Raw genomic sequence first — 17,092 nt, forward strand, 5'->3', positions numbered from 1 at the left:
GGTTCTGCAACACCTCGACCTGATTCTCGCGAAGGAAGCCCTCGTGCACGCTCCAAAACAGCTCAGCCTGGGCCGCCGCCTCGCCCGACACGACGACGGCGTCAGTCTCATCGAAGTGCTCGTGGCCATGCTGATCTTCGCCATTATCGCCGTCGGTGTCGGCTACGGACTCGTCACCTCCCTCTATCTCGGCAACGACGCACGGTCCCGCGAATCGGCCGTCAACCTGGCCGCGCAGGAGATCGACCTCGCCCGCTCGGCCGGAAACGTATTCGCCGTGCTCGAAAGCACCAGCACGGTCGTACAAAACGGCACGACCTTCACCCTGCACCGCTCCACCGACTGGGAAACCACCACCGGTGCCGACGGCAACTGCGGTTCCGGCGGCGGCCAGCTGCGTTACCGCCGCGTCAACGTCACCGTCACCTGGGATAGCATGCGCGCCACGACTCCGGTCGTGCGCGCCGACAGTGCACTCGCCCCCGGCAGCCGCATCAACGATCCGGCACTCGGCACCATCCTCGTGTCGGTGCTGACCGCCTCCGGCAGCGGCGCCGCCGGCGTGGCCATCTCCGCAGCGCCGGGTGTCGTCCCGAACGGCGCTGCGATGCTCAGCGAGGCACCAGCGGCAACGGATGCCGAGGGTTGCAGTTATCTGCTCAAGGTGCAGCCCGGTACCTATGACGTCACCGTCTCCCGCCCCAACTTCGTCGACAAAAATCAGGCGACCAGCGGGGCGCAGACGGTCGGTGTCGCGGCCGGAGGAGCGGCATCCGTCGCCTTCGCCTACGATCTGGCCGGAACCGTCACGGCCCACTACGGCACCAACTATTCGGAGGGCACGACGCTGCTGCCGAGCAACCTGAGCACCACCTTTCGCAGCGCGTACGAGCCCTACGCAGCTGTCAACCCGAGCAGCGCGAACGTGCAGACCTTTCGACTGCACCCGTTCGGCTATGAGGTCTTCGCCGGCCGTTTCATAGCGGCTACCCCGGTCGCCCCCGGCTGCGTATCGGTCGACCCTGCTTCCTGGACCACCGCGGCCGCCGATGGGGCCATCGGCACCGCGGCCGCCTCCATCGGTATCCTTCCCGGCGGCAGTGCCACCGTCGACGTGCCGCTCGGCGTGCTGTCCGTGACCGGCCTGGCCGGGCAATTCTTGCGGGCCGAGACGACGACCGCCCCGGCCGGCAGCGGAGATCCGGGCTGCGGAGTCGCCACGACCTACAACTTCGGGCAGCTCCCCGCCGACGCCACGACCCAACTCGGCCTGCCGTTTGGCTCCTGGACCTTCTTCTCCGGTGCCGCCAGCGGCTCCGAGACGACGCCCGTGCCCGCTGCAAACCTCGCCGTGCTCACCCGGGGCGTGGCCGCCGGCGGCGTCGTCACCCTCGACCCGCGAGCGGTGGCGCCATGATGCCGTCCCGCACCAACGAGGCCGGTCTGTCGCTGGTCGAGCTGCTCGTGGCGATGCTGCTGCTCGGCGTGTTCATGACCATGATCTCGAGCCTCTATCTGAGCGCCTCCCGCTCGCTCGGCCAGGCCAAGCTGCTCACCGCGAACACCCGGCAGGTGTCCAACGGCATGAACGAGGTCGCCCGGGTCATCCGTGCGGCCACCGAGAACCCGGTGTCCGGGCATCCGCTGCCCGACCCGGCCCTCGTCGAAGCGACCCCGGAAGTGGTGACCCTCTATGCCTACGTCAACCTCGGCATGCCCACCCAACAGCCGGTGAAGATTCGCCTGTCCCTCGACGCCGACCGGCGACTGGTCGAGACCCGCTGGGCAGCCACCGCCCTCAGCGGCGGGTATTTCGGGTTTTCCGGCGAGCCGGAATCGTCGCGCATCATCGCCGAAACCGTGGCGCCGGGCGACCCCGGCACATTTCTGTTCGGCTACCGTGACGCCGCCGGCCTGCCTCTGCTCGGCTCGGGGGGCGACGGCAGGCTGCTCACCAGTACCGAGCTACGCAGCGTCGCATCCGTTTCGGTGAATCTCACGGTGCAGGCCACCGTGACGGATGCCCGCAGCGCGGTCACCCTGCACAATACCGTCGGCATGCCCAACGTTGCCGTCGCGGCGGGGGCGTCATGAGCGCCTACCCGTTCTGGCGCCCCTCCCGGCGCCGGAGCACCTGGACGCCCCGAAAGCGATTCGCGTTGCTGAGCGTCTTTCGTCGCCTCATCCGCCGAGAACCGGACGAACGCGGCGCCGCCCTCGTCGTCGTGATCGGCCTCGGCCTGCTGCTGCTCACCCTCGTCGCTACCGCGATGACGTTCTCCGTCAGCGGCAGCCTCAAAGCCTCGAGCGACCAGAACTGGAACGGCGCCATGGCCGCCGCCTATGCCGGTGTGGCCGACTACGAAAGCCGCCTCGCCAACGACAACACCTACTACCGGTTCGGCAACCCGGCGGCAAGCTTCAGCGCGGGCAGCACAGTCACTGCGCCCTCGGCGGCCACCGAGAACCCGGCATTCGGCCTCGGCACCGACGGCGCCTGGGACACCGTCACCGGCAGCGACGGCACCGCGTCTTTCCGCTACGAGGTCGACAACGCGGCCTATGCGTCGTCGGGAGTGTTGCGCATCCGCTCCACCGGGCGGGTGGGAGCCGTGGCCCGCAGCATCGTCGCCAATATCCGGCAGGACGGCTTCATCGACTACCTCTACTTCACCGTGTATGAGATGCAGGACCCGGCGCAGAGCGGAATCACGACGTCCGGCTGCGCCGACACCTACGCCTGGGCCGGTCGGCCGATGCCCTCCGGCGGCACGAGCGTGTGCGGCGACATCGCCTTCGGCAGCAGCGACGTCGTCAACGGTCCGGCGCACTCCAACGACACCATGCGCATCTGCGGGGCCACGTTCAACGGCACGATCACGACGGGCGATCCGGGAGCGCCCGGTGCGAATTACCTCAAGAAAGCCTCCGACGGCAGCGACTGCTCTGGGCAGGTTTTCAACGGCGGCCAGCCGACGACCAGCCCGGTCATCGCGATGCCGGCTACCAACATGCAGCTCAAGCAGGAAACCCGGACGGACGCCGGTATCGACGCTCCGGGTTGCCTCTACACCGGCCCGACCAGCATCGTACTGAACAGCTCGGGCACCATGACCATCCGTTCGCCCTGGACCAAGAAGACCCGCATCGTCGGGGACCCGGCGACGTCGGGCAGCACGCCGGCGGCCTGCGGCCTGCCGGGAACGGCCAATGGCCAGCTTGGCTCGACGGCCGGCGCCACCGTCCCGGTGTTGAACGCGAACCTGCTCTTTGTCCAGAGCGTTCCGGGCGTCGTCACTGATCCGAACTATATGAGCAGCACCGACTGGCCCAGCGGCCAAAGCGCGGCCACCTGCTCCGTCGGCAACGGTATCGGCTTTCCCGTGACGCATGAAACCGCGCCAAGCGCCCGGTCCTATGACTGCCGCAAGGGGGATGCCTTCGTGATGGGCACCCTGGACGGCACGATGACCATCGCCACCGACAACTTTCTCTACGTCACCGGCGACATCATTTATTCGGATGCATCCACCGACGTGCTCGGGCTGGTCGCGCAGAATGCCATCTGGGTTTGGAACCCGTACTGCGACAGTACGCATGGGGAGGTTTGCCCGGGGGTTGGCCTCGGTGAAGGTGGCGCCATCCTGCCTGACAATCGGCGCATCGACGCGGCCATGCTCTCGCTCGACCACACCATTCAGGTGCAGAACTACGATCGCGGCGGCAATCAGGGCGTGCTGACCATCAACGGGTCGCTCGCCCAGAAATATCGCGGCTCCGTGCGAATGACCAACAGCGGCGGCGCCAACGGGTACAGCAAGAACTACACCTACGATCCGCGCTTTCGCTACATTGCGCCGCCCAAATTCCTCTCACCGGTGTCGGCCCGCTACAGCGTGAACCTGCTGGTTGAAGTGAGTTCGGCGTTCACCGCGCGGGGAGCGACGATTCCGTAATGACCGGCCGCGCCCAGCATCCACTCGTCAGTTCACCCATCCCTATTTATAAGGAGCACTTCTCGTGGCTCAGAGCATCGTCGGAATAGACATCGGCACCGCGCACCTGCGCGCCGTCGAGGTGCGGGGTCCCGGCAAGCCCCGGCCGATGCTGCTGCGCTATCACGAGGTGTCGCTGCCGCCTGGAGCCGTCATCGCCGGCGAGGTGATCGAGCCGAATACGGTGGCCGCCGCGCTCAAAGCGCTGTGGTCTGGCGGTGGGTTCCGTTCCCGCCAGGTAGTACTCGGCATGGGCAACCAGCGCGTGCTGGCCCGCGACCTGAGCGTGCCCAAAATGTCGCTCGCGCGCATTCGACAAGCGCTCCCGTTCGAGGTGCAGGACCTGCTGCCGGTACCGGTCGCCGACGCACTGCTCGACTTCTATCCCATCTCGGAGTCGACGACCGAGCACGGCCAAACCGTGAACGGGCTGCTCATAGCGGCCGTCAAGGCGGCCGTCGTCGCCAATGTCTCCGCGGTACGTCTGGCGGGACTCAGAACCATCGACGTCGACCTGATCCCCTTCGCGGTCAGCCGCCTGCTGGTCACCCGCCCCGGCATCGACGGCGTCGTGGCCGTCATCGACCTCGGCGCGACGACCACGAGCATCGTGATCACCCGCAACGGTGTACCCCAGTTCGTGCGCATCATCCCCACCGGAGCCAACGATCTCACCCAGGCTCTCAGCGACGGTTTGCAAACGGATGCCGCCGCCGCCGAGCAGCTGAAACGGCGCGTCGGTCTGCCGGCCGCGACCGAATCGTCCGCCGCCGCAGTGCTGTTCGCCGCCGCAGTGCCGGATTCCAGCCCGATCGAGGCGGCCGCCGCCCGCATCATTGCGGACACCATGCACGACCAGCTCGGCAGCATCGTCAACACGCTCAGCTACTTCGCCAACACCCGGCCGAGCGATCCAGTGTCGGCCATCATACTCAGCGGTGGGGGAGCCGAGCTTCCCGGCCTGGCCGAGGCGGTCTCGAAATTGACCCGCCTCGGCGTGACCCGGGGGGATCCGCTCGCAACGGTGGGTCTCGCATCCGTTATCGATGCTCAAGCGCTGCGGCTGAGCGGCTCCGCCTACACCGTGGCCCTCGGCCTCGCGCTCGGGCGTGCAGCATGAGACGAGCTTCGAACGACGATGTGCCCGTCATCGGCGGCGACCAACGGGTCGACCTGCTGCCGCCGGAGGTGCGAGCCGAGCGGCGCGGCCAGCGGCAACGGCGCAGCCTCGCCCTCGGCGTCACGGGCATCGCCGTGCTCGTCGCCCTCGGAGTCGGCGCGTCAACGGCGCTCGCGCTGAGCGCCCAAACCAAACTCGCGACCGAGCAGGCCCGCACCGAAACCCTGCTGACCGAACAGGGCAAGTACTTCGCCGTGCGGTCGTTGCAACACCAGATCGCGCTGAGCGAGGCGGCGCAGCAGCTGGGCGCCTCGACTGAAATTGACTGGAAGGGCTACCTCGACGCAGTGCAGGGTACCCTGCCGAGCAGCGTCGCGATCGGCACGGTACAGGTGGATTCGGCGACCCCGCTCGCGGCATACACCCAGGCGACCGCACCGCTGCAAGGACTGCGGGTGGCGACCGTGTCGTTCACCGCGACGAGCGCCGTGCTGCCGGACATTCCAGCCTGGCTGAACGCGCTCAGTACGCTCGACGGCTTTGCCGACGCGCTGCCGGGCTCGGTCTCGCTCGACCAAAACTTGGGCAGCTATACCGTTACCATCACGATGCACGTCAATGACGTGGCGTTCGCGCACCGCTTCGACCCGCCGAAAAAGGACTAGCCATGGACAAGAACAAGCTCTGGCTCATCGGTTCGGTGCTGGTGACGAGCGTCATCGTCGTTCTCGGCGTGCTTCTCGGAGTGCAGCCGCAGCTGGACAGCATGAACGCCGCCGACGCGAGCCGGGCGGCCGTGCAGAGTACGAATGCCGGGCACGTCGCCCTGCTCGCCCGCCTCAAGCACGACTTCGAAGACCTGGACGCGCTGACCGCGACGGCTGAGGCGCTCGCCGAATCCGTGCCGAGCGGCTCGGCCATGCCGGCCTTCGTTGACCAGCTCGACGCCCAGGCCCAGGCGGTGGGCCTCACCCTCACCGGAATGACCGTGACCGAGGCGCAGGCCTATGTGCCTTTGCTGCCCGAGGTTCCGGCGGCTGCGACTTCTACGGGGTCGGCTGCGCCGGATTCAGAAGGCGCGTCTGCGGCGGCTTCTTCGGCCGCGGCGGCTGCAACGCCAGCGCCCGTCGCGCTGATCACGGAGAGCAACTTCGCCGCCTTCCCGCTGCAGATCACCGTGACGGGAACCTACGCCCAGGTGCTTGAATTCGTGGCCAGTCTGCAATCCGGGAGCCGGTTGTTCCTCGTGCACGGGATCGATACCGCGCAGGCCTCCGGCGAAGAGACCTTGGTGGACGCGACCATCTCTGGACTGGTGTATTCGCTGGTAGCGGCGACGACATCCGTTGGATAATGGCGCGGCACGCCGAGTCTCCGTGGCATTTGCCGTGCCCTTGGTACAATAAAGGCCAGTCACGGCGAAGGCCACGAGGAGTTCAGCATGAGCGACAACACGCCACTTGACGGCAAGAAGAATTCTGAAACGGATGCAACGGCGTCGCCCGACGAGACCGCTCGCGGGCATGCCGTGCCGGAGCCTGCAGAAGTACTTTCAGCGGAGGCAGCTTCGCCTGAGCCGGTGCAGGAGCCCCTCGTCATCGACTATGACGCCATCAACGCCAACCTGACCGCGGCCGAACGTGCCGATGCCGCGACCGCTTCGGCGAACTCTCGCAACCTGTCGCCGATGTCGACGGCCGAGCCGGTTGCATCGGCCGACGTTGACGCCCCGAGCCTCGCCGACGACTACGCCGACTCCTATACTCCGGCGGCCACCGTGCCGGCCCGGAGCACGGCCATCGATTCAGAACCCGTGGTCACCCCGTCGGCTCTTCTCGTTGTCGGAACGCCCGCCGCCGCTTCCACTGTGCCGGTCGATGACGTGCCGGTCGATGACGTGCCGGTCGACGACGTGCCGGTCGCCGTGCCGGTCGCCGCGCCGGCGCCTGCTGCTCCGGCTTACGCCGCGCCCGCAGCCCAGTCGCCGATCTACGTGCAGGCGCCGACCAAGCCGCGCCTGCGCAGCAACCGGGGCGGTGGCATCCTGATCGCCTTGCTCGCCACGGTGGTTTTCGCCCTGCTCTACGCTGCAGCAGCCTTCATCATCATCGGAGTGACCAGCACCAGCGTCGCCGCGACCGTGACCGGGTTCACCACCTTTGCCGCACTGCCGGTCTTCTACATTCCCATCCTGTTCTTCTTCCTCGCCTATGTCGGACTGATCGCTCTGGTCAACCGGGGCGGCTGGTGGGCGTACGTGCTGTTCGGATTCATCGTCGCCGTCGTCGTCTACTTCTCTTACATCGGCGGGGCGCTGCTCGGCCTCGTCTTCGATGGAACGGCCGACACGGTCGGTGCCGCCGACCTCAGTCGCTTCGTGTCCTCGCTCTGGCTGAACCCGGGCGCGATCGCCGCCGGACTCATCGCCCGCGAGGTTCCGATCTGGGCCGGCGCCTGGATCGCCCGTCGCGGACGCCGCGTCACCGCCCGCAACCTTGAGGCCCGCACCGAGTACGAGCGCCTGCTCGCCGACGGCCCCCACCCCACCCGCCCGTAGCGTTCTGTTTTTGGCCCCGGTCGTGGGCCCAGTTTAGAAACTGGGCCTGGGTTCACGGGGTGGCCCGGTCTTCACGCCAGCCGCGGCATCCGCTTCGCTGCACCGTGTGCGGCGGCTCGCGCTGCGCCCGCGGGCCTACGCTAGAGCCATGCGGGAATACCGAAAGTACGCGATCACCATGGCGGCCTTTTCGGTCGTCCTCTATGTGGCCCTCATCGTGGCGTCATTCGGGGTGCTCAGCCTGCTGCTCAATCGCGACGTCATCAACGAAACGGATGCCGGTGCCCTCCTCGGCCCCCTCATGGTCACGACCGCGGTCCTCGCCCTGGTCTGGGTCATTCTCTCCGCAGTGCTGCGCTCGCCCGAGCGCCTCACCCAGGTGCCGCCGCTGCCGATCTTCCTCGCCGGAGTCGCTGCCTACCTGACCTATTGCGTCTTCGGGGGAGTCTTCTACAGCCTCGGCGCCGGCGAACTCTTTCGCTCGGTAATCTTCATCGGCGGCGAGATGACGAGCCCCTTCGCGATCTCCGTCGCGGTCTGCGGCTGGCTCATCGCGTTTCTCTACTTCGTCGTGCTGCTGGCCAAGCCCGACGGATCCGGCACTCCCGAGTGGCCCTGGCAGAAGGACGACGACAACGAGCCCCGATGATGGGGTCGTTCGTGGCCCCTCGCGGGTAACGCCGGTCGAGTACCCTTGTGCAGTATGGAAGGGTCCATCGAATCGCGCGTCAACCATGAGGTTGAGAACTGGCTGCGTTGGATCACCCGGTGGCGGCCCGCAACGCACCGCGGCCGCGCACGGCTTTGCCGTCAGTGCTTCGGCTCGCCGATCATCGCGTCGGCCGGACTTGCCGTCGACGTGCCCCACGTCGTGCAGCACGCCCTCTCCATGCGCATGAAGATCGTCATCGACGCATCGGTCGATGAATACACCGAGCGCAACCTCCCGCTGCTCGCGCACGAACTCAACCTGAGCGAGCGCCGCCAATCCGCGCAGGCGTATCGCCCGGCCGAAGGACTCGAGCCGGAATTTCGCGGCCTCGACCTTGACCCGCAACCGGCAGCGGATGCGCCCTACCTCTTCACCTTCAGCGAGCTCGCCGGCCTGGAACCCCCCGACTCACCGCCTGCGGCCCCCAAGCCTGCCGCCCCGGGCGGTGATTTCGAGTCCGAACCCGGTCAAGGTCCCGGCCGGAATCCCCAGGCCGACCACGACCCAGACGAAACAGCAAAGGAGCGCCTCCCGCCGCTCACCCCCGAAGAAAAGGCCGCCCTCCGGGTAGAAATCGGCCTCGCCGACGAGTTCGCCACCCAGGTCGGCCGCCGGGTCTGTGCCCAACTCCGGCAACAGCAGTCTCGCCTGCTCGCCGCGATCGCCGAGCACGTCGAGCCCCAGGTGCAGGCCCTGCTCGCCGACCTCGACAGCACCCTCGACTCCCCGCTCTGGCCGCGCAATCCCTAGTCGAGCCCGCGCATCCGCTCTGATACGAGAAGCAAATACCGACCGGGCCCGGGCCCGGAAACTGGGCCCACGATAGATCATGGGCCCAGCGACCGGGCCCAGGCCCGGGAAGTAGAAGTGCAGGAGAAGGGGCGCGCGGCGGCACCTGCGACGCGGGGCACAACCCATTTGACCGTCAAGGCCCCGCCGGGCTAGAATTACCCGGTGTGCGCTTTGTCGTGCGCCTGAATTATGCCCTCCTGAGAGCACAGGCCGAGATTCCACACATGTAGGGCTGGTCGAAGGCCATGCCCCCACGGCATACCCACCAAAACACGCGCGAGCAATCGTGTGGGTTCAAGCGGGTCCAGATGAACTCGACCTAACTCGCAAGAGCTAAGTCGAATGCTAACCATCACAAAGCTGTCACCGTGCAGCAATATCAAGGAGTATTTAGTGCCCACCATTCAGCAGTTGGTCAGGAAGGGCCGTAGCCCCAAGGTCACCAAGACCAAGGCTCCCGCCCTGAAGTCCAACCCGCAGCAGCGCGGCGTTTGCACCCGCGTCTACACCACCACCCCGAAGAAGCCGAACTCGGCTCTTCGCAAGGTCGCCCGCGTCAAGCTTTCCAACGGCACCGAGGTCACCGCCTACATTCCCGGCGAGGGCCACAACCTGCAGGAGCACTCCATGGTGCTCGTGCGCGGAGGCCGTGTTAAGGACCTCCCCGGTGTGCGTTACAAAATCATTCGCGGCGCACTGGACACCCAGGCCGTCAAGAACCGTAAGCAGGCACGTAGCCGCTACGGCGCAAAGATGGAGAAGAAGTAATGCCCCGTAAAGGACCCGCTCCCAAGCGCCCTGTCATTGCCGACCCGGTTTACGGTGCACCCATCGTCAGCCAGCTCGTCAACAAGATCCTTCTCGATGGCAAAAAGGGCCTCGCCGAGCGCATCGTTTACGATGCCCTCGCCGGGGTGTCCGCCAAGAACGAGCTGGATGCCGTTGTCACGCTGAAGAAGGCACTCGACAACGTCCGTCCGACCCTCGAGGTGCGTTCGCGCCGCGTCGGTGGTTCCACCTACCAGGTTCCGGTTGAGGTCAAGCCGCACCGCGCCAACACCCTGGCGCTGCGCTGGTTGACCAGCTACGCCAAGGCGCGTCGCGAGAAGACCATGACCGAGCGTCTCACCAACGAGATCCTCGACGCGAGCAACGGCCTCGGTGCCGCTGTCAAGCGTCGTGAAGACACTCACAAGATGGCTGAAGCGAACAAGGCCTTCGCTCACTACCGCTGGTAGCTAGCTCCATCGAGCATTCCTGATCAGCTGTTCAGGCGCGTGTCGGCATAGTCGGCGCGCGCCTGAACACAGCTGAGAAGCGGATGCTTACGGCCCTGTTCTGCATTTCCACCCCTACCCGCTGGAGGACCCCCGTGGCACTTGACGTGCTCACCGACCTGAGTAAGGTCCGCAATATCGGCATCATGGCTCACATTGATGCTGGCAAGACCACCACGACTGAGCGCATCCTGTTCTACACGGGTGTCAACCACAAGATCGGCGAGACCCACGACGGCGCCTCGACGATGGACTGGATGGCGCAGGAGCAGGAACGTGGCATCACGATCACCTCCGCTGCGACGACCTGTTTCTGGGACAACAACCAGATCAACATCATCGACACCCCCGGACACGTGGACTTCACCGTGGAGGTGGAGCGTTCACTCCGCGTCCTCGACGGTGCTGTTGCCGTGTTCGACGGCAAGGAGGGCGTTGAGCCCCAGTCCGAAACCGTGTGGCGTCAGGCCGACAAGTACGACGTTCCCCGCATTTGCTTCGTCAACAAGATGGACAAGCTCGGCGCCGACTTCTACTTCACGGTCGACACCATCATCAAGCGCCTCGGCGCCAAGCCGCTGGTCATCCAGCTGCCGATCGGTGCAGAGTCTGACTTCGAGGGTGTCGTTGACCTCGTTCAGATGCGCGCACTGACCTGGCGTGGCGACTCCAAGGGTGACGTGGAGATGGGCTCGAAGTACGCCATCGAAGAGATCCCCGCCGACCTCGTCGAGAAGGCTGCTGAGTACCGCAAGCTTCTGCTCGAGACCGTTGCCGAAACCGACGATGACCTCATGGAGCGTTACTTCGCCGGCGAAGAGCTGACGGTTGCCGAGATCAAGGGCGCCATTCGCAAGCTCACCATCAACAGCGAGATCTACCCGGTTCTCTGTGGTTCTGCATTCAAGAACCGCGGCGTTCAGCCGATGCTCGACGCTGTCATCGATTACCTTCCGACGCCGCTCGACGTGCCTGCCATTGAGGCACACGACCCGCGCGACGAAGAAAAGGTCATCATGCGTCACCCCGACGCCGAGGAGCCCTTCACGGCTCTCGCGTTCAAGGTTGCGGTGCACCCGTTCTTCGGTCGCCTCACCTATGTTCGCGTGTACTCGGGCCGTCTCGACTCCGGAGCCCAGGTCATCAACTCGACCAAGGGCAAGAAGGAGCGCATCGGCAAGATCTTCCAGATGCACGCCAACAAGGAGAACCCGGTGGCCTTCGTGACCGCCGGTCACATCTACGCGGTCATCGGCCTCAAGGACACCACCACGGGCGACACCCTGTGCGACCCGAACGCCCAGGTCGTACTTGAGTCCATGACGTTCCCTGACCCGGTTATCGAGGTCGCGATTGAGCCGAAGACCAAGCAGGACCAGGAAAAGCTGGGCCTTGCCATTCAGAAGCTCGCCGAAGAAGACCCCACCTTCCGTACCGAACAGAACCAGGAAACTGGCCAGACGGTAATCAAGGGAATGGGTGAACTTCACCTGGACATCCTGGTCGACCGCATGAAGCGTGAATTCAACGTTGAGGCGAACGTCGGCAAGCCCCAGGTCGCGTACCGCGAGACGATCCGCAAGGCCGTCGAGCGTCACGACTACACGCACAAGAAGCAGACCGGTGGATCCGGCCAGTTCGCGAAGATTCAGATCGCGATCGAGCCGATGGAAATCACTGCTGAAAAGTCGTACGAGTTCCTGAACAAGGTCACTGGTGGCCGTATCCCGCGTGAGTACATCCCCTCGGTGGATGCTGGAATTCAGGATGCGCTCCGCGTAGGCGTCCTGGCCGGCTACCCGATGGTGGGCGTTCGAGCCAGCCTGCTTGACGGCGCTGCGCACGACGTTGACTCCTCGGAGATGGCGTTCAAGATTGCCGGATCGATGGGCTTCAAAGAAGCCGTTCGTAAGGCGAACCCCGTTCTGCTCGAGCCGCTGATGGCCGTCGAAGTTCGTACCCCTGAGGAATACATGGGTGACGTAATCGGAGACCTCAACTCGCGTCGTGGGCAGATCCAGACCATGGAGGATGCGCAGGGCGTGAAGGTAATTCGCGCTCACGTTCCACTGTCGGAGATGTTCGGATACATCGGTGACCTGCGGTCGAAGACCAGCGGCCGTGCGGTGTACTCGATGACGTTCGAGAGCTATGCGGAGGTCCCGAAGGCTGTTGCCGACGAGATCATCAACAAGAACAAGGGCGAATAGCCCTCTATTCTGGCCTTCGGGCCGAATCGCTTCGGCCACCTGGCCCGAGTAACATAAGTAGACACATCCAGCGCATACCGGCCGCTCATAACGGCGGCCGTGAATTTGCACGCGAGTCCTGAGGAGGACCCACAGTGGCCAAGGCCAAGTTCGAGCGGACAAAGCCGCACGTAAACATCGGAACGATCGGTCACGTTGACCACGGAAAGACCACGCTGACTGCAGCGATCTCCAAGGTTCTTGCCGATAAGTTCCCGTCCAAGATCAACGTTCAGCGCGACTTCGCGTCGATTGACTCGGCTCCGGAAGAACGTCAGCGCGGCATCACGATCAACATTTCGCATGTTGAGTACGAGACCGACAAGCGTCACTATGCTCACGTCGATGCTCCCGGCCACGCTGACTACATCAAGAACATGATCACCGGTGCTGCTCAGATGGACGGCGCAATCCTCGTGGTTGCCGCTACTGACGGCCCGATGGCTCAGACCCGTGAGCACGTTCTTCTCGCCAAGCAGGTCGGCGTGCCGACCCTCATGGTCGCGCTGAACAAGGCCGACATGGTTGACGACGAAGAGATCATGGAGCTCGTTGAGCTCGAAGTTCGTGAACTTCTCTCCAGCCAGGGTTTCGATGGCGACAACGCCCCCGTTATCCAGGTCTCCGCACTCAAGGCGCTTGAGGGCGACGAGAAGTGGACCGCCAACATCCTTGAGCTCATGAAGGCCGTTGACGAGTACATCCCGGACCCGATCCGCGACAAGGACAAGCCGTTCTTGATGCCGATCGAGGACGTCTTCACGATCACCGGCCGTGGAACCGTTGTTACGGGCCGCGCCGAGCGTGGAACCCTCAAGATCAACTCTGAGGTCGAGATCGTCGGCATCCGCCCGACGCAGAAGACCACGGTTACCGGTATTGAGATGTTCCACAAGCAGCTCGACGAGGCGTGGGCCGGCGAGAACTGTGGACTTCTTCTTCGTGGCACCAAGCGCGAAGACGTTGAGCGCGGCCAGGTCGTCGTCAAGCCGGGTTCGGTTACGCCGCACACCGACTTCGAGGGCACCGCGTACATCCTCAGCAAGAACGAGGGTGGGCGTCACAACCCGTTCTACGCGAACTACCGCCCGCAGTTCTACTTCCGCACCACGGACGTCACCGGCGTCATCACGCTGCCCGAGGGCACCGAGATGGTTATGCCTGGCGACACCACCGACCTGACTGTCGCGCTGATTCAGCCGATCGCCATGGAAGAGGGCCTCGGCTTCGCTATCCGTGAAGGTGGCCGCACCGTCGGCGCCGGCACGGTGACCAAGATCATCAAGTAGTCTTTTTCACCTACTGATCTCCTAAAAGGGGTCGGGCCTTCGGGCCCGGCCCCTTTTTTGTACCCACGCGGCTGTCGGCACTTTGCAGACGGATGCCTCGGCCCCGCTCGTCGCGAGGATGTCAGGGTCTGGGTTCCGGCGAATGGCGTTGCGCCCGGTTCCCTGCAGGATCCTCAGTTTTCGGTTATGGTCTGCCCATGCAGATATCTAAGCTCGAAGTGCGCATCCTGATGGCGATCGCGATCCTGGTGGTCGGCATCCTCGCCGTGGTGATCGTGCCGCGACTGGTCGGGTCCGCCCCCGCTGCCCAATCGGCCGTTGGGTCGGGAGCGTCCGCGCCGGCGCCGAGCACGATCCCTACCCCGACGCTTGCGCCGACACCCATTTCCTCGCCGACTGCGAAGACGGAACAGCAGATCCTCGACGACATCGTGGCGAGCACGGTCAGCGTCTACAGCATGTTGGTCTGCAACAGTCTCGACGAGTACGCCGCCCTGTCGGTCCCCGAAATCATCTCCAAGGTGCTGGCCGAATACCCGACATCGGGCCTCTCCGGCCAGTCGCGTCAAATCATGGCCGAGCGAGTGCTGACCGAGTCCGCCGCCAAGAGCTGCGCCGACCAGAGCCCGCGCGTCGCCGCCGGCATTCAGGGCTAGCCCCGCACAGCGCAGCAGAGCGTAGGCCCGCGGCCGGCCGCGGGCCTACGTCTGCGAATCGCCCGACAAGAACGAGCCGACGAGACGCGTGCGACACGCCCGGGTTGCATGAAGTGGTAACTGTGTGGCAGACTCTTCTAGTTCAACACTTTCGGCGTGCGCTACGCGTCGCCGGAATCACTGCCAGGCAGTGCATAGTCGCGTCACCCTCTACGAAGAACACTTGTCGCAAGAGCAACGATCGCAGGCTAGGCCGCAGGGAGCAGAGCGCAGCATAAATCAACGATCTGGTCGGCGTGGGTAAAACCGTGTCGTCCCCCAGGTTCTGCTCTGGGAGTCGGCGTTGATGATGAGCGTCGTTTATTCGTACGTGAATCAAATTGACATTTGAACAGTGGTGCTTTCAGCAGCAGTGCTACTACGGCGTCCAATGCAACCTCGGCAAACAGTGCCGTTGTCTGTAAGACGCCTCGACAGAGAGAGAGTTCGACATGGCGGGACAGAAGATCCGCATTCGACTTAAGTCGTATGACCACGAGGTCATCGACATTTCGGCGCGCAAGATCGTCGACACAGTGACCCGTGCGGGCGCTACAGTCGTCGGCCCGGTGCCGCTTCCGACCGAGAAGAACGTGGTGTGTGTCATCCGTTCTCCTCACAAGTACAAGGACAGCCGGGAGCACTTTGAAATGCGCACCCACAAGCGTCTGATCGACATCATCGACCCGACCCCGAAGGCTGTTGACTCGCTCATGCGCCTCGACCTTCCGGCCGACGTCAACATCGAGATCAAGCTCTAGGGCCCGCGATGTCTTACGCAGATACCAAAACCACCAAGGGTCTCCTTGGCAAGAAGCTCGGCATGACCCAGGTGTGGGACGAGAACAACAAACTTGTTCCCGTTACCGTCATCGAAATCGCGCCGAACGTTGTCACGCAGGTTCGTACCAAGGCCGTCGACGGCTACAACGGCGTTCAGATCGCCGCTGGCCCCATCGACCCGCGCAAGGTCAACAAGCCCCTTGCCGGTCACTTCGACAAGGCCGGCGTCACGCCGCGTCGCCACATCACCGAGCTCCGCACCGCGGATGCCGCTGACTACAACCTCGGCCAGGAGCTCACCGTTGACGGTGTTTTCGCTGCCGGCACCAAGGTTGACGTCATGGGCACCAGCAAGGGTAAGGGCTTCGCCGGTGTTATGAAGCGTCACAACTTCAAGGGTGTTTCCTCTTCACACGGTTCGCACCGTAACCACCGCAAGCCCGGTTCCATCGGTGCTTCTTCGACCCCGAGCCGTGTCTTCAAGGGCATGCGCATGGCTGGTCGTATGGGTGGCGAGCGCGTAACCGTGCTGAACCTCAAGGTGCACGCTATTGACGCCGATAAGGGCCTCATGCTCGTCAAGGGTGCCGTTCCCGGTGCTCGTGGCCGCCTCGTATTCGTTCGCAACGCAGTGAAGGGAGCGTAGTCCTTATGGCTACAGCACTCGACATCATTGACGCCAAGGGCAAGAAGGCAGGCTCTGCCGAGCTTCCCGACGAGCTCTTCGACGTTCCCGCCAACATTCCTCTCATCCACCAGGTCGTTGTTGCGCAGCTTGCTGCCGCACGCCAGGGAACGAGCAAGGTCAAGCGCCGTGGAGAAGTTTCCGGTGCCGGCCGCAAGCCGTTCAAGCAGAAAGGAACCGGTCGCGCTCGTCAGGGCTCGATCCGCGCTCCTCAGATGACCGGTGGTGGAATCGTCCACGGACCGACCCCGCGCAGCTACGACCAGCGCACCCCGAAAAAGATGATTGCCGCAGCCCTCAAGGGTGCACTGAGCGACCGCGCCCGCGGTGGCCGCCTGCACATCGTCGAGGCACTGTTCACGGCTGAGACCCCCAACACGAAGATTGCCCTGGAGCTGCTCTCGCAGATTGCCACGAGCAAGCACGTGCTGGTTGTTCTTGAGCGTACCGACGAGATCACGTTGCGCAGCATTCGCAACATCCCGACGGTGCACATCCTCTCGTGGGACCAGCTCAACGCCTACGACGTGCTCGTCAGCGACGACATTGTCTTCACCACCGCCGCGTTCAACGCGTTTGTGGAGAGCAAGACCAAGAAGGAAGAGGTGGCCGCATAATGACTATCGCGACCAACAAGGACCCCCGCGACATCATCATCTCTCCGGTTGTCTCTGAGAAGAGCTACGGCCTGATTGACGAGGGTAAGTACACCTTCATCGTTGACCCCCGCTCGAACAAGACGGAGATCAAGCTCGCGATCGAAAAGATCTTCAAGGTGCAGGTCGCTTCGATCAACACCCTGAACCGCGTGGGCAAGACTCGCCGCACCAAGTTCGGCATGGGCAAGCGCAAGGACACCAAGCGTGCCATTGTCACGCTCAAGTCTGGCTCCATCGACATCTTCACGGCCGTCGGCTAAGCGACAGGCAGAGGGATAA

The 17,092-nt window shown here is 64.4% G+C and carries 18 protein-coding genes; all 18 read left to right on the forward strand.

What is annotated here, in order from left to right; all coding sequences use genetic code 11:
• Positions 1–43 precede the first annotated feature (43 nt).
• Positions 44–1,417, forward strand: coding sequence for a type II secretion system protein (locus E3T41_RS11725; protein ID WP_166791549.1), 1,374 nt, complete (start codon positions 44–46; stop codon positions 1,415–1,417).
• A complete protein-coding gene (locus E3T41_RS11730; protein WP_134478745.1) occupies positions 1,414–2,094 on the forward strand; it encodes a type II secretion system protein J in 681 nt (226 codons plus the stop codon). Before E3T41_RS11725 ends, E3T41_RS11730 begins: the two co-directional genes overlap by 4 nt.
• Positions 2,091–3,956: a hypothetical protein gene (locus E3T41_RS11735; RefSeq protein WP_241991151.1), complete on the forward strand. Its 1,866-nt coding sequence runs from the start codon at positions 2,091–2,093 to the stop codon at positions 3,954–3,956. The genes E3T41_RS11730 and E3T41_RS11735 overlap by 4 nt, the downstream gene beginning before the upstream one ends.
• 64 nt (positions 3,957–4,020) lie before the next feature.
• Positions 4,021–5,115, forward strand: a complete 1,095-nt coding sequence (gene pilM, locus E3T41_RS11740) for a type IV pilus assembly protein PilM (protein WP_134478747.1) — start codon at positions 4,021–4,023, stop codon at positions 5,113–5,115.
• Positions 5,112–5,780: a hypothetical protein gene (locus E3T41_RS11745; protein ID WP_104132061.1), complete on the forward strand. Its 669-nt coding sequence runs from the start codon at positions 5,112–5,114 to the stop codon at positions 5,778–5,780. The genes pilM and E3T41_RS11745 overlap by 4 nt, the downstream gene beginning before the upstream one ends.
• Positions 5,781–5,782: 2 nt before the next feature.
• Complete coding sequence (pilO, locus tag E3T41_RS11750; protein ID WP_134478749.1) at positions 5,783–6,469, forward strand: type 4a pilus biogenesis protein PilO; 687 nt, start codon at positions 5,783–5,785, stop codon at positions 6,467–6,469.
• Between the two features lie 87 nt (positions 6,470–6,556).
• Positions 6,557–7,672 carry a hypothetical protein gene (locus tag E3T41_RS11755; RefSeq protein WP_134478751.1) on the forward strand — a complete coding sequence of 372 codons (1,116 nt, stop codon included), beginning with the start codon at positions 6,557–6,559 and terminating at the stop codon, positions 7,670–7,672.
• 148 nt (positions 7,673–7,820) lie between these two features.
• On the forward strand, positions 7,821–8,321 hold the full coding sequence (locus E3T41_RS11760; RefSeq protein WP_092451165.1) for a DUF6121 family protein: 501 nt from the start codon (positions 7,821–7,823) through the stop codon (positions 8,319–8,321).
• A 54-nt stretch (positions 8,322–8,375) separates the two neighbouring features.
• Positions 8,376–9,134 (forward strand): spermidine/putrescine ABC transporter substrate-binding protein, encoded by a 759-nt coding sequence (locus E3T41_RS11765; protein ID WP_170851576.1) that lies wholly within the window; start codon positions 8,376–8,378, stop codon positions 9,132–9,134.
• Positions 9,135–9,569: 435 nt separating this feature from the next.
• Positions 9,570–9,944 carry a 30S ribosomal protein S12 gene (gene rpsL, locus E3T41_RS11770; protein WP_035834602.1) on the forward strand — a complete coding sequence of 125 codons (375 nt, stop codon included), beginning with the start codon at positions 9,570–9,572 and terminating at the stop codon, positions 9,942–9,944.
• Positions 9,944–10,414: a 30S ribosomal protein S7 gene (gene rpsG, locus E3T41_RS11775; RefSeq protein ID WP_092107221.1), complete on the forward strand. Its 471-nt coding sequence runs from the start codon at positions 9,944–9,946 to the stop codon at positions 10,412–10,414. Before rpsL ends, rpsG begins: the two co-directional genes overlap by 1 nt.
• Before the next feature lie 134 nt (positions 10,415–10,548).
• The gene (gene fusA / locus E3T41_RS11780) at positions 10,549–12,663 is read left to right on the forward strand and encodes an elongation factor G (protein ID WP_092451163.1); all 2,115 of its coding nucleotides are present in this window, start codon (positions 10,549–10,551) and stop codon (positions 12,661–12,663) included.
• 134 nt (positions 12,664–12,797) lie between these two features.
• On the forward strand, positions 12,798–13,991 hold the full coding sequence (gene tuf / locus E3T41_RS11785) for an elongation factor Tu (RefSeq protein ID WP_092451161.1): 1,194 nt from the start codon (positions 12,798–12,800) through the stop codon (positions 13,989–13,991).
• A gap of 197 nt (positions 13,992–14,188) precedes the next feature.
• Positions 14,189–14,647 (forward strand): hypothetical protein, encoded by a 459-nt coding sequence (locus E3T41_RS11790; RefSeq protein WP_134478753.1) that lies wholly within the window; start codon positions 14,189–14,191, stop codon positions 14,645–14,647.
• 491 nt (positions 14,648–15,138) lie between these two features.
• Positions 15,139–15,447 (forward strand): 30S ribosomal protein S10, encoded by a 309-nt coding sequence (gene rpsJ, locus E3T41_RS11795; protein ID WP_035834607.1) that lies wholly within the window; start codon positions 15,139–15,141, stop codon positions 15,445–15,447.
• Positions 15,448–15,455: 8 nt separating this feature from the next.
• Entirely contained in the window at positions 15,456–16,115 is a 660-nt protein-coding gene (rplC, locus tag E3T41_RS11800; RefSeq protein ID WP_092451157.1) for a 50S ribosomal protein L3, read from the forward strand.
• Positions 16,116–16,120: 5 nt separating this feature from the next.
• On the forward strand, positions 16,121–16,771 hold the full coding sequence (gene rplD / locus E3T41_RS11805; RefSeq protein WP_092451155.1) for a 50S ribosomal protein L4: 651 nt from the start codon (positions 16,121–16,123) through the stop codon (positions 16,769–16,771).
• Entirely contained in the window at positions 16,771–17,073 is a 303-nt protein-coding gene (gene rplW, locus E3T41_RS11810) for a 50S ribosomal protein L23 (RefSeq protein WP_092107233.1), read from the forward strand. The genes rplD and rplW overlap by 1 nt, the downstream gene beginning before the upstream one ends.
• Positions 17,074–17,092 lie beyond the last annotated feature (19 nt).

The sequence above is a fragment of the Cryobacterium sp. Hh38 genome, from assembly GCF_004403235.1.
GTDB lineage: Bacteria > Actinomycetota > Actinomycetes > Actinomycetales > Microbacteriaceae > Cryobacterium > Cryobacterium levicorallinum.